The organism is Pseudomonas cichorii (assembly GCF_003700275.1).
In the GTDB taxonomy this organism is placed as follows: Bacteria; Pseudomonadota; Gammaproteobacteria; order Pseudomonadales; family Pseudomonadaceae; genus Aquipseudomonas; species Aquipseudomonas cichorii_B.
Window position 1 is genome coordinate 68,439 of sequence record NZ_RBRE01000042.1, and the last position, 13,088, is coordinate 81,526.

10 protein-coding genes, 1 tRNA gene and 2 pseudogenes are annotated in these 13,088 nt (G+C 56.0%); 6 read left to right on the top strand and 7 right to left on the bottom strand.

The annotated features are described in order from the left end of the window. Positions 1 to 179: 179 nt before the first annotated feature. From rpsU to ALQ04_RS11875, 6 genes and pseudogenes are all read left to right on the top strand, one after another. Positions 180 to 395 carry a 30S ribosomal protein S21 gene (gene rpsU, locus ALQ04_RS11850; protein ID WP_002551877.1) on the top strand — a complete coding sequence of 72 codons (216 nt, stop codon included), beginning with the start codon at positions 180 to 182 and terminating at the stop codon, positions 393 to 395. Positions 396 to 876: 481 nt separating this feature from the next. Further along, positions 877 to 2,832 carry a DNA primase gene (gene dnaG, locus ALQ04_RS11855; RefSeq protein ID WP_122315953.1) on the top strand — a complete coding sequence of 652 codons (1,956 nt, stop codon included), beginning with the start codon at positions 877 to 879 and terminating at the stop codon, positions 2,830 to 2,832. A gap of 67 nt (positions 2,833 to 2,899) precedes the next feature. Beyond that, a complete protein-coding gene (gene rpoD, locus ALQ04_RS11860; protein WP_122315954.1) occupies positions 2,900 to 4,750 on the top strand; it encodes an RNA polymerase sigma factor RpoD in 1,851 nt (616 codons plus the stop codon). Between the two features lie 433 nt (positions 4,751 to 5,183). Continuing rightward, positions 5,184 to 8,129 (top strand): annotated as a pseudogene (locus tag ALQ04_RS11865) (EAL domain-containing protein); the annotation flags it as partial. Between the two features lie 15 nt (positions 8,130 to 8,144). Next, positions 8,145 to 8,221: transfer RNA gene (locus ALQ04_RS11870), tRNA-Ile, on the top strand. A 126-nt stretch (positions 8,222 to 8,347) separates the two neighbouring features. Next, a pseudogene (locus tag ALQ04_RS11875) lies at positions 8,348 to 8,923 on the top strand (site-specific integrase); the annotation flags it as partial. 95 nt (positions 8,924 to 9,018) lie between these two features. Here the strand turns inward: ALQ04_RS11875 and ALQ04_RS11880 are convergent. The 7 genes from ALQ04_RS11880 to ALQ04_RS11910 form a co-directional block, all read right to left on the bottom strand. Then, a complete protein-coding gene (locus tag ALQ04_RS11880) occupies positions 9,019 to 9,423 on the bottom strand; it encodes a hypothetical protein (RefSeq protein WP_122315956.1) in 405 nt (134 codons plus the stop codon). 290 nt (positions 9,424 to 9,713) lie between these two features. After that, the gene (locus ALQ04_RS11885) at positions 9,714 to 10,280 is read right to left on the bottom strand and encodes a hypothetical protein (protein ID WP_147466587.1); all 567 of its coding nucleotides are present in this window, start codon (positions 10,278 to 10,280) and stop codon (positions 9,714 to 9,716) included. A 63-nt stretch (positions 10,281 to 10,343) separates the two neighbouring features. Continuing rightward, entirely contained in the window at positions 10,344 to 10,610 is a 267-nt protein-coding gene (locus ALQ04_RS26740) for a hypothetical protein (protein WP_147466588.1), read from the bottom strand. A 536-nt stretch (positions 10,611 to 11,146) separates the two neighbouring features. Further along, positions 11,147 to 11,275, bottom strand: coding sequence for a hypothetical protein (locus tag ALQ04_RS27245; protein WP_256214295.1), 129 nt, complete (start codon positions 11,273 to 11,275; stop codon positions 11,147 to 11,149). Positions 11,276 to 11,385: 110 nt separating this feature from the next. After that, positions 11,386 to 11,625 carry a tyrosine-type recombinase/integrase gene (locus ALQ04_RS27250; protein ID WP_259644993.1) on the bottom strand — a complete coding sequence of 80 codons (240 nt, stop codon included), beginning with the start codon at positions 11,623 to 11,625 and terminating at the stop codon, positions 11,386 to 11,388. Further along, positions 11,609 to 11,977 carry an integrase gene (locus ALQ04_RS27255; protein ID WP_259644994.1) on the bottom strand — a complete coding sequence of 123 codons (369 nt, stop codon included), beginning with the start codon at positions 11,975 to 11,977 and terminating at the stop codon, positions 11,609 to 11,611. The genes ALQ04_RS27250 and ALQ04_RS27255 overlap by 17 nt, the downstream gene beginning before the upstream one ends. Positions 11,978 to 12,693: 716 nt before the next feature. Further along, complete coding sequence (locus tag ALQ04_RS11910) at positions 12,694 to 12,987, bottom strand: helix-turn-helix domain-containing protein (RefSeq protein ID WP_183142159.1); 294 nt, start codon at positions 12,985 to 12,987, stop codon at positions 12,694 to 12,696. Positions 12,988 to 13,088 lie beyond the last annotated feature (101 nt).

The following is a 13,088-nucleotide window of genomic DNA, read 5'->3' on the forward strand; positions in this document are numbered from 1 at the left end:
GGCAGATTTGAAGGCGCGCATGATAGTCGTCGTCCAAGGCTCCGACCAGCGGTTTTCGATCAGAGGCTTTGCATTCCTCTCAATGAGGGGTTAACATCCGCAACCCTTAAAAACCGACGTACTTTTGTGCAGTGTTTGCACGAGGCGTTGACCCCGGTAATGAATGAAGGTAGCTCTGGATGCCAGCCGTCAAAGTTAAAGAGAACGAACCCTTCGACGTAGCTCTGCGTCGTTTCAAGCGCTCCTGCGAAAAAGCCGGTGTTCTGGCTGAAGTTCGTAGCCGCGAATTTTACGAGAAGCCGACTTCCGAGCGTAAGCGTAAGGCAGCAGCTGCTGTCAAGCGTCACGCCAAGAAAGTCCAGCGCGAACAGCGCCGCGCCGTTCGTCTGTATTAATTTACAGCCTTACGTCGCAAGCTTCTGCCTTGCCCGGCCTCAAAGCCGGGCTGTCGGCAGTTTGGAACACCAGCAATACGCTTGATTGACAGAGACTGCCTGAAGTCGCACATGCGACCAAGAGCACTCCGTCAAAGCACGTCCAGCCTGCTTCAGGCAACATTGATCGATCTGTCCATCGGACAGGCTTGACCAATGAGCATGACGAGCATGCCTTGATGACTTCGCAAGAAGCTCAGCCAAGGCAGCGTCTCTCTCGAAGCTACGTGAACGATGGTTACGTGAACACCGAAGCTACAGGCTGTCGAATTCACATGAAATCGCTGCACGCATATTTCCTTTCAAAGCTACAGGCCCGATCATCGGATGCCGATACCTGTCTGCGTGTCGCTAACATGGCTGACAACGCGGGTAGATATGTGAGTGCACGCCTGCAGATTCGCCACGATACTTTCGCAGTACGCCTGATGACGAGAACGCCATGGCAGGGCTAATTCCCCAAAGCTTCATTGACGACCTTCTGAACCGCACCGACATCGTCGATGTTGTCAGTTCGCGCGTGCAACTGAAGAAAACCGGGAAAAACTTCAGCGCCTGCTGTCCGTTCCACAAAGAGAAAACCCCCTCTTTCAGCGTCAGCCCCGACAAACAGTTCTATTACTGCTTCGGCTGTGGCGCAGGCGGTAACGCGCTGGGCTTCATCATGGACCACGACAACCTGGATTTCCCCCAGGCGGTCGAGGACCTGGCCAAAGCCGCAGGCATGGAAGTCCCGCGCGAACAGAGCGTCAAAGGCCAGAAACCGCGCCAGCCGACCGACTCTCCGCTGTACCCGCTGCTCACCGCCGCGGCCGAGTTCTATCGCCAGGCCCTGAAAAGCCACCCAATGCGCAAGGCCGCCGTGGATTACCTCAAGGGCCGTGGCCTGTCGGGAGAAATAGCCCGGGACTTCGGCATGGGATTCGCCCCGCCCGGCTGGGACAATCTCTACAAGCACCTGAGCAGCGACACGCTTCAGCAAAAGGTCATGATCGATGCCGGCCTGCTGATCGAGAACGCGGAAACCGGCAAACGCTACGATCGCTTTCGTGACCGGGTCATGTTTCCGATCCGCGACTCACGCGGCCGCGTCATCGCCTTTGGTGGCCGGGTATTGGGCGACGACAAGCCCAAGTACCTGAACTCCCCTGAAACCCCGGTGTTTCACAAGGGCCAGGAGCTTTACGGCCTGTTCGAGGCACGCAAGTACAACCGCAACCTCGACGAAATCATCGTCGTCGAAGGCTATATGGATGTCATTGCCCTGGCCCAGCAAGGCCTGCGCAATGCCGTCGCCACACTGGGCACCGCAACCAGCGAAGAGCACCTGAAACGGCTGTTCAGGGTCGTACCCAACGTGCTGTTCTGCTTCGACGGCGACCAGGCCGGCCGCAATGCCGCCTGGCGCGCACTGGAAGCCACCCTGCCGAGCCTGCAGGACGGACGGCGCGCACGCTTCCTGTTTCTGCCCGAGGGTGAAGACCCGGACACCCTGGTGCGCTCCGAAGGCACCGACGCCTTCAAGGCACGCATCAACCAGCACGCCCAGCCGCTGGCCGACTATTTCTTTGAGCAGTTGACCAAGGAATCCGACCCGCGCTCGCTCGAAGGCAAGGCCCACATGGCCACCCTTGCAGCACCGTTGATCGACAAGGTTCCCGGCGCCAATCTGCGCACCCTCATGCGCCAGCGCCTGAGCGAAATCACCGGCCTCAACAACGAAGCCGTCAGCCAACTGGTACAAAGTGCACCCGCCGATGTGCCTCCCAGCTACGATCCGTACGTCGATTACGACGCAATGCCGGATTTCGCCGATTACCAGCAGCACGGCGGCTACGAAGAGCAACAGCAATGGTCACCGAAGAAAGCCGGTGGTCAGAATCAGAAAAAATGGGAAAAGAAACCCTGGGACAAAAAAGGCAAGCGTCAGGAGTTTGAACCGCGCACGCCACGCATCCCCACGGCCGTCGAGCCGCCGATGCAGGCTGCACTGAGAACCCTGCTGCACCATCCCGAACTGGCCGAAAAGGTCGAAAATGCCAGCCATTTCGCCGCAGAAGACCAGGTACAGGCGCAACTGCTGGTTTCTCTGATCGAGGCCCGGCAAAAGAATCCGAAGCTTCGGTCGTTACAGTTGATAGCACGCTGGCATGGCACGGAACAGGGCCGATTGTTGCGTGCATTGGCAGAGAAGGAATGGTTGATCGAGGCCGACAACCTTGAACAACAGTTTTTCGACACTATAACTAGGCTATCGGCAAACCAACGTGAGCGGAACATTGATCAATTGATCATCAAAGATCGTCAGGTCGGCCTGACAGCAGAAGAGAAAACTCTATTGCTGCAGCTGCTTAGTCGCAATGTTTCTGCACAAAACCCGACCTCAACTGGCGCGTGAGGTCATAGCTCGGGTATAATCCTCGGCTTGTTTTTTGCCCGCCAAGACCTTCAGTGGATAGGGTGTTATGTCCGGAAAAGCGCAACAGCAATCTCGTATCAAAGAGTTGATCACCCTGGGTCGTGAGCAGAAGTATCTGACTTACGCAGAGGTCAACGACCACTTGCCTGAGGATATTTCAGATCCTGAGCAGGTGGAAGACATCATCCGCATGATCAACGACATGGGGATCCCGGTACACGAGAGTGCTCCGGACGCAGACGCCCTGATGCTGGCCGATGCCGATACCGATGAAGCTGCCGCAGAAGAAGCGGCCGCAGCATTGGCAGCGGTTGAAACCGACATCGGTCGTACTACCGATCCCGTGCGTATGTACATGCGCGAAATGGGTACCGTTGAACTCCTGACCCGTGAAGGCGAGATCGAAATCGCCAAGCGTATCGAGGAAGGCATCCGTGAAGTGATGAGCGCAATCGCGCACTTCCCTGGCACGGTTGACCATATTCTCTCCGAATACGACCGTGTCACGAGCGAAGGCGGCCGCCTGTCTGACGTTCTGAGCGGTTATATCGACCCGGACGACGGCATTGCGCCGCCTGCCGAAGTGCCTCCACCCATCGACGCAAAAGCAGCCAAGGCTGAAGACGGCGACGATGAGGAAGACGAATCGGGCGACTCTTCCGACGACGAAGAAGAAACCGAAAGCGGTCCGGATCCGGTCATTGCTCAACAGCGCTTCGGTGCCGTTTCCGAGCAGATGGAAATCACCCGCAAGGCGCTGAAGAAGTTCGGTCGTGACGACAAGAATGCCATCGCCGAGCTGGTCGCCCTGGCCGAGCTGTTCATGCCGATCAAACTGGTTCCAAAACAGTTTGAAGGCCTGGTCGAGCGCGTGCGCAGTGCCCTTGATCGCCTCCGTGCCCAAGAGCGCGCGATCATGCAATTGTGTGTTCGTGACGCCCGCATGCCACGCGCCGACTTCCTGCGCCAGTTCCCTGGCAACGAAGTCGACGAAAGCTGGACCGACGCACTGGCCAAAGGCAAAAGCAAATATGCCGAAGCCATTGCCCGTCTGCAGCCGGATATCCAGCGTTGCCAGCAGAAGCTGACCGCGCTCGAAGAAGAAACCGGCCTGAAGATTGCCGAGATCAAGGACATCAACCGTCGCATGTCGATCGGTGAGGCCAAGGCCCGCCGCGCGAAGAAAGAGATGGTCGAAGCGAACTTGCGTCTGGTGATCTCCATCGCCAAGAAGTACACCAACCGCGGCCTGCAATTCCTCGATCTGATCCAGGAAGGCAACATCGGCCTGATGAAGGCGGTGGACAAGTTCGAATACCGTCGTGGTTACAAGTTCTCGACTTATGCCACCTGGTGGATCCGTCAGGCGATCACTCGCTCGATCGCCGACCAGGCACGCACCATCCGTATTCCGGTGCACATGATCGAGACGATCAACAAGCTCAACCGTATTTCCCGGCAGATGCTGCAGGAAATGGGTCGCGAACCGACTCCGGAAGAGCTGGGCGAACGCATGGAAATGCCTGAGGACAAGATCCGCAAGGTATTGAAGATCGCCAAAGAGCCGATCTCCATGGAAACCCCGATCGGTGACGACGAAGATTCGCATCTGGGTGACTTCATCGAAGACTCGACCATGCAGTCGCCAATCGATGTAGCCACGGTTGAAAGCCTGAAAGAAGCCACACGCGAAGTGCTGTCGGGCCTTACCGCCCGTGAAGCCAAGGTTCTGCGCATGCGCTTCGGCATCGACATGAATACCGACCACACTCTGGAAGAGGTTGGTAAGCAGTTTGACGTAACCCGCGAGCGGATTCGTCAGATCGAAGCCAAGGCACTGCGCAAGCTGCGTCACCCGACAAGAAGCGAACACCTGCGTTCGTTCCTTGACGAGTAATCGAGCAAGCAAGTAAACAACCCCCCGGCCCGCCGGGGGTTTTGCTTTTCTGGTGTAACGATTTCTGGCAGTCGAGTTTTTTCACGCCTTTTCCAACCCCGTCTACACTCGTCTCATTACTATCCGCCGCTATGAGGCTGCCATGTTACGACTGTCGGCCATTACACTCTTTTTCCTGATCGGCTCCATAGCACACGCCAACACTCCGGACCTGCCGGACACCGCCTTCAAGCCCAATCACGTCAGCGCACAACTGCACAACGAGATGCCCTCCCACCGCCCTGCGGAGCTGGAAAGCCCGGAATTCAGGCTTACCCGGCAAGACTCGAAAAACCTGTTGCTGGCATCGGACACAACGTTCACAAGCACCCAGCAACCGGAAATCGACAGATGGGAAAACAACGCGCCCCATCACCCGGTGCATTGGGAAAATTTCCTTCTATATGGCCTGCCCGGCTTGTTATTGCTTTCAGCGGCTCTTGCAGTAGTCATTCGCAACAACCGAAAACTCAGCCTGGAAATCTCTCGCGGAGTCGAGCTGGAGCAAAAGCTTCGCGGCAGCGAACATCATTATCGCGGGCTGGTTGAAAGCCTTTCGGCAGTCGCCTGGGAAGCCAACCCGAAGGACCTGACGTACAACTACGTATCGCCGCAGGCAGAAAGCCTGCTGGGCTATCCACTGGCAAAATGGCTGACGCCCGGCTTCTGGCGCAGCATCGTGCACCCGGAGGATGTCGAGGCCGCCGAAGCCTTCTGCAAGCAACAGACCCTGAGCGGTAACGCTCACAGCCTCGACTATCGAGTCTGCAATGCCGAAGGCCGAGTCCTCTGGATCCGCGACATCGTCAGCCTGATCAAGCGCGGCGCAGAACCCGTCAGACGCGGGCTGATGATCGATATCAGCGACAGCAAGAAAACCGAGGAAGCCTTGCGCCTGTCGGAAGGGAAATTCGCCTCGGTCTTTGCCCAGTGCCCGGATATCCTGATAATCGCCCGCCTGTCAGACGGCATCATTCTTGAGGCCAACCAGGCTTTCGTGACCCAGACCGGCATGACCTGCGACGAAGTGATCGGCAAGACCGCGACGCAAATCAACCTGTGGGCTGTTCCCGGCATTGGCCCGGGCCTGCTGGAGCGTTTGCAGCAAGGCGGGATCCGCAACCTGGAAATGCCTCTGCGCCGCCGGGACGGCAGTAGCTTTTCCTGCCTGATGTCAGCCGAATCCTTCGAGATGAGTGCAACGCAAGCCGTATTGCTCACCCTCATCGATATCACGCCGCTCAAGCAGGCCCAGCAGCAACTGCAACTCTCCGAAGAAAAATTCGCCAAGGCCTTCCACTCCTCGCCCGACGGCCTGGCTATCACCCGCAGCCGCGACGGCGTGCTGATGGATGTCAACGAAGGCTTCTGTCTGCTGACTGGCTACAGCGAAAGCCAGTGCCTGGAGCGCTCAAGCCTCGACCTGCAGATCTGGGTCGACCCGAACGAGCGCCAGCAACTGATCAGGCAACTGCAACAGAATGGCGTCGTACGGGACTTTCGCGGCCAGATCCGGCGCCTGGACGGCCAGATCCGGCTGTGCGAAATGTCATCGCACCCTCTGCTGATTGCCGGCGAAGAATGCATCATGACCCTGTCCCGCGACATAACCGAACGCCAACAGATGCAGGAAAAGCTGCACCTGGCCGCCACCGTGTTCGAGAGCACCGCCGAAGGCGTACTGATTACCGATACCCGCCAGCGCATCAACGCCGTCAACCGGGCGTTCAGCAATATTACCGGGTACAGCGAAAACGAAGCCCTGGGCCTGACCCCTCGCCTGCTCGCTTCCGGCCAGCATGACAGCGCGTTCTATGCCGCGATGTGGCATCAACTGGGCGCCGAAGGGCACTGGCAGGGCGAAATCTGCAACCGCCGCAAGAATGGCGAGCTTTACCCGTGCTGGCTGACGATCAGCGCCGTGCGCAACAAGGACCGCTTCATCACCCACTTCGTCGCCGTGTTTGCCGATATTTCCAGCCTCAAGCATGCCCAGGCCCGCCTGGACTACCAGGCCCATCATGACCCCTTGACCGGCCTGCCCAACCGCACCCTGTTTGAAAGCCGCCTGCAATCCGCGCTGCTGCACAGCGAAGAGTCGGGCAGCCTGGGAGCCGTGCTGTTCCTCGACCTGGACCGCTTCAAACATATCAACGACAGCCTCGGCCATCCGGTGGGCGATCTGCTCCTCAAAGGCATCGCACAGCGCCTCAAGGAGAACCTGCGCGATATCGACACCGTGGCCCGGATCGGCGGCGATGAGTTCATCGTCCTGCTACCCGGCCTGCTGCAACCCAGCGACGCGGAAACCATCGGTAACAAGCTCCTGGCCTGCTTCACCGCGCCATTCCAGGCGGGCGAACATGAGTTCTTCATGAGCGCCAGTATCGGCAGCAGCCTGTTCCCGACCGATGGCAGCGACGTCGCCACACTGGTCAAGAACGCTGATGCCGCGATGTACCGCTCCAAGGCCAAGGGCCGCAACCGGATCGAAAGCTACACCCGTGACCTGACCTCCCAGGCCAGCGAACGAATCGCCCTCGAACAGGAACTGCGCCGCGCCATCGAACGCAACGAACTGAGCCTGTCCTACCAGCCCAAGACCAGCCTGCTGACCAACAGAATGGTCGGCGCCGAAGCCCTGATTCGCTGGAGCCACCCGACTTTCGGCGAAGTACCGCCCGAGCACTTCATCCCGCTGGCAGAAGAAAACGGCATGATCCTGCAAATAGGCGACTGGGTACTGGAACACGCCTGCCGCCAGATGTGTGAATGGCGCAAGGTGTACGAACCCTTCGGCCCGCTCTCGGTAAACCTGGCCGGCGCCCAGTTGCGCCAGCCCAACCTGCTCGCTCGCATCGAACAACTGCTCACGGACAACGACCTGGAGCCCGGCTGCCTGCAACTGGAAATCACCGAAAACTTCATCATGAGCCAGACCGAAGAAGCCCTGTCGGTGCTGCACAAACTGAAAAAACTCGGCGTCCAGCTGGCCATCGACGACTTCGGCACTGGCTATTCGTCACTGAGCTACCTCAAGCGACTGCCGCTGGACATCCTGAAGATCGACCAGTCCTTCGTCCGCGGCCTCCCGGAAGACACCCACGACGCAGCCATCGTCCGCGCCATCATCGCCCTGGGCCGCAGCATGCAACTGACCATCATCGCCGAAGGCGTGGAGAACAGCGACCAACAGAAATTCCTCGCTGAACACGGCTGCGAACAGATCCAGGGCTACATCGTCAGCCTGCCCTTGCCACCGGAAGAATTCTGCTCCAGATTTCTTCTTATGAATCTTTCGGATTTTTCGGATAGCACAGCCGCGAAACCGCCGTTATAATCCGCGGCCTACTGAGGGCCCATAGCTCAGTTGGTTAGAGCAGAGGACTCATAATCCTTTGGTCCACGGTTCGAGTCCGTGTGGGCCCACCAAACTCAAAGCCGCGCATTGCGCGGCTTTTTGCTGTCTGCGACAAAAACAGCTGCCAGTCCTATGGTCCACAGGTACAAAATCAGTACAGTGCCAAAACAACGGTACGTTTTTGGAGCAGAAATAGCATGGCCACCATCGTCAAAACAGACGCCGGCACTTGGAAAGCCCTGGTGCGGAAAACCGGCTGGCCCGCCAACGCCAAGACCTTTCGTACAAAACGTGATGCCGAAGACTGGACCCGTCGCACAGAAGATGAAATGGTCAGAGGCGTGTATATCCAGCGAAGTGGGTCCGAACGTATGACTCTGGCCATGGCATTGAAACGCTATCTGGCCGAAATCAGCCCGACGAAGAAACCGACAACTCAGCGCGTCGAGGCAACAAAGGCTCAGCAGCTAATCAGTCATCTAGGCAAGTACTCGATGGCTGCACTCTCCGCAGAAATCATCGCCAATTACCGGGATACGCGCCTAGCCTCGATCACCAATCGCGGCAAGCCAACAAGCAACAACACTGTGCGTCTGGAGCTTGCTCTCCTGAGCCACCTGTACACCGTGGCAATCCAAGAGTGGGGGTTGGGGATAAGTTTCAACCTGGTGCTGAACATACGCAAGCCAAGCCCCGGCGAAGGCAGAGATCGGCGCTTATCTGCCGAGGAGGAACGTCGGTTGCTGGCTGCAGTAAACGCGCACATAGAGCCGTGCGGACGTTGAAGAACGAGAGGTTACGTAACTTGGTGGCTATGGGTCGGTCTGGGTTGTCTATGACCTGTCGTGCAACGCGTGATGGGGCCCATCTAGGATACCGCTCCAAGTCTGAATAATCGGAAAAAAGGTTTTGAAAAAAATTGCTGATCTCCAGCTGAAGCACACCAGCCAGAGCCATCAAAATACCTCCCGAGGTCACTAGCTTGCCGCTGAAGGCGGGCAACTCCCAAACGGACCATACGCCTAAGATAAGACTGATTACCGACGCGCTTAGGCAAGATAAAAATGCAATTTTGGTCAGACGTTTGATCATGATTTTCCGTGCTAATTAGGTTGATCCGCAATACGTTCCTGAACGGCTGCATTTTGCGAAGACGTTTCAGTCTGCCGCTTCTGCTGATTTTCTCAGATTCTTTCTGAGCGCCGTAAAGCAGTACCATCACAGCTATGGCAGCTAAAACAGCCAAATAAGTACTCAACTTCAGTTTGAACATGCTGCTTCCTTGTTTTCGTGGACGCGAAACGGACGTCCTTCTACGTCCTCGGCCCCACATGAGCGGCTTCAGGGGTCGCTGCTTAGCTAGCAATCGCTACATAGCAAGAGGCGCTCATTACAACAGCGCGGTCTTGCGCATGCGGGCCGCAGTTCATGTTGCACGTCTTTGTCGCAGGGTCGAAGCTGGCCAGGGCGGCGGGATCTGAGCGAGGCCAGTCAATCGGCGTGTCTGCCGCAGGCTGGGTCGGTTTAACTTTCCGCACTTTTTCGCTCATCGCCGCTTTTTCCTCAATGATTCGGTTTTTCCTGGAGCGAGGTGGAGCACGCTTCAAGTGCTTCGCCTGTCAGCACATTCAGTTCAATCGCTCGCTCGCGAATGTCATCCAGATTATTTCTGTAGAAACCTGGCGACCCAGAACGCTGGATTGCAGGAATGGATTCGAGCCAGTGCTGCATGTCTATCAAGCGATACAACAATGCCCTCAGAGGCCCAGCGACGGCTGAGGAAAATTGTGCGAGCGAAGTAGCTGCGGCCAACAGATCTGGAATGTGCTTTTGAAAGTCGCCGTCATCGGGATCGATGTTGATGACACCATCGTCCTCAGAATATGCGGAGTCGCTTGTTTCTATGAATCGGTCTAATGATCGGTTCATTCTGAGCAACGACGGGTAGAAGCTGAGGATTAGGTTTTTCGCCTTTTCTGCATTGTCAGCTGTCTTTGCCCGTCTTTGGCTCAAGCTAGTAATGGCGGGAATTGCCACAGCTACGCAGATTGCTGCTACCGATCCTACAGCTTGGATCCAAGCTGCTTGTTCTGATGAAGATATGCTGGTCCACCACTGGATTAACGCCATATCGAATCGCCCCTGCAATATCGTGGACGCGAAATCGGCGTCCCTATGCGGTTTTCCTAAGTATCAGAGCGCAGTGTCTGCGTTCCCATCTATTATGAGTCGTACAGGCTTACCTACCTCACGCTCAATGGCGGCGAGATGAGCCTTCTGAAGATCAACAATGTGAAGTTCAACCAGCCGGATCAGCTTACGCAGTTCGTAAAGGCGGTCAAAAGGAAAGGAGATTGCATACTGGAGGTGCAGCGCAAGCTCTCCTGGTGCATCCTCTTCGCGAACTGTTACCGTCTCAAACGCGTTTTCGTCATTATGGGCGACGTAAGTATGGCGCAAGTCAATGATTCTGCTGTGCTGATCCAAATACGTGGGCTTAGATTCAAATACCGAAGAAGCTTCTAGCTTTCGGCGTCCCTTCCCAGCGCTTATAAAGCATTTGGCATACGAGTTGACCGCACTTTTGAAGTGGCCAAAGAACTCTAGGACGGGGGGTACGAGGTCCATAAATTAGGATCGCCTAGCTCTTCTGCTCTGCTGATGTAGTATATGGCTTCGTGAATCTGCCGCATCAGATGGATCTGACTCTTGTAGCTACTCAACGCGCTCATCGATTTTTCCGTGGTCAGTTTGATTGAGTAGTGTTGGTCTTCCGGGCATGGATGTTGCGCTGTCGCTCGATCATCCTTTTAGCCCACGTCTCAGCCATTGAGTGATCGCCTTGCGACAGCGCATCGTTCAACAGCTCTACACCGCTTGCAAGGCCGCTGTAGCCAATCTCATCTGCACCCACCTGGTCGATCAATACCTGCAAGCGTGGGGGCATGATCCAATGACAAAAGCTACCATCATGGTAGCTTCTGTCAGCTAAAAACCTATTTCTTTGAGGACTTGCTAGGCTTTAAATCGGGATTATTTCCTTGTGTATCTTTATTGTCACGACGACGCTTATCTACTTCGCCGGTTGATTTAGCAATTGGCTTTGGGCCTGGTTTAAGAGCCATAAGACCTCTCCTTAAAATTAAATCGTTTACTCCAATAGCCCACAATATTGCAGGCTTAAGGGTAGTTTCGACCCCGGGAAAAATGGATCCAATTAATACTATCGATAGCACTATGCCATCGCAATCGCAAAAGCATGTCGGATTGTTGCTTGATCCACAGTCAAATAGGGTTTGCTGTGATCAAGGCAAGCATGACCGAGGATGGTCTGTACCGTCTCCACGTCGCCAGTCGCAGCCAGCACCTTTGCCGCCAATGAGCGCCGTCCGCTGTGCGATGAACCTTGCTTTATGCCCGCCTGCCGATAAAGCCTGCTGATTGTCTGTTGGAGCGAATCACAGGCCCAGCCCACTGTCCAGCTCGCGGTGCTTCAACGCCAATTCAAATGCTTGGCCCTTGTGTGTAGTGACCAGTTTTGAACATGGGCGCAGGCATCGTGGATTGGTCAGGTACACATTGCGCGGTCGACAGCCCTTGGTGATTTCTGCGCGTAGATACACTTCGGGCTTGATAGCCCCGCTGGAATACAGCACATCAACGACCTCCAGCAAGGCCAATTCGGTGACGCGAACCCCAGTGGTATGTGTGAGCCACAAAAGCATCACGTCGCGCTCTGGTAAACGGCCAGTCACAGATGCTACGCGGATTAAGTGTTTGAATTGTCCAGGGCGAAGGGATGTTGCTCGGCGGATGGATGCAGTCATGGGGCTTGTCAGGATTGGTGACGAATCGCGAGCGATCCTGAGAGAGTTAGCAAGGGGCCTCCTGAATAGGTTACAGACTCGCGTGCCGAGGTGTTCACGGAAAGTGGTGCCGTACCAATTTCTCAGCATGAACGACATTAAGGCGCAAAAGCAGAGAATGCGCATCCCGAATGATGATCCGGCTGGGGCAGTGCTTCAAGAGGGAGCTTGCTGCGACAGATTGCGGCCTCCTGATGTAACCGGAAGCCGGGCTCAGCCGCTACCAATGCCAAGCGCCCATTCGAGGCCAAGCATTCGCCTCTTCAGAATTGAACATGGTAACCGCGTTACATTAAGTCGAAGCTCATACGCTGCAAAATCAGTACAACCACGGTACAGTACCCAGCTTGACCAACCTTCTCAAAACTACGCTCAACATCAGTAACCACGGGGCCTCCAGCTATGCCAACCTACGTTCACCTACGTACGATTTCTCTAGGCATACCTGCTCGCCCAGCAACTCATAATCCTTTGGTCACGGTTCGAGTCCGTGTGGGCCCACCAGATCAAAGAGAGGCCAGCCTCAGAGCTGGCCTTCTTCTTTTCGGCGTTCAGAAATACCAATGAAAAACCGCTGTCGGCGACTATGGCCCAGACGGCGCAGCCCCCACCCACCTCAGAATCCACTTCGCCAATCATATGGCAACCGCACAAAACAAATCGTCACAAGCCCTGCATCATCTCAATGAGTCAAGTTCACCAAAAACCTGCGCCTCACTCAGAGCCTCTTCCATCAGCTTTTCCGCATCTACACCCAAGTACTCCGCCTGCACCAACCCAATCAACGTGACCGGGCTCATCTGCAAAACCTGAGCAAGATCGGCAACAGTCCCTAAGGTTGGCGAGTATTCACCCTTCTCCAACATCCGAACATAGCGCTCGCTCACCACCGCTCCGAAATCTTCCTGGGTCATGCGTTTCAGGCGTCGCAAGCGCTTGAAGGTTGTGCCAAAGGCAACGTTGTAGTCCATCAGGGGCTGCTCAAAAATAAGCATTCAACACGTTGCACAAAACCCAGAACAGGAAGTATATTTCCTATTCAAGACAAACCCACTTGGTTTCGGGGCTAGCC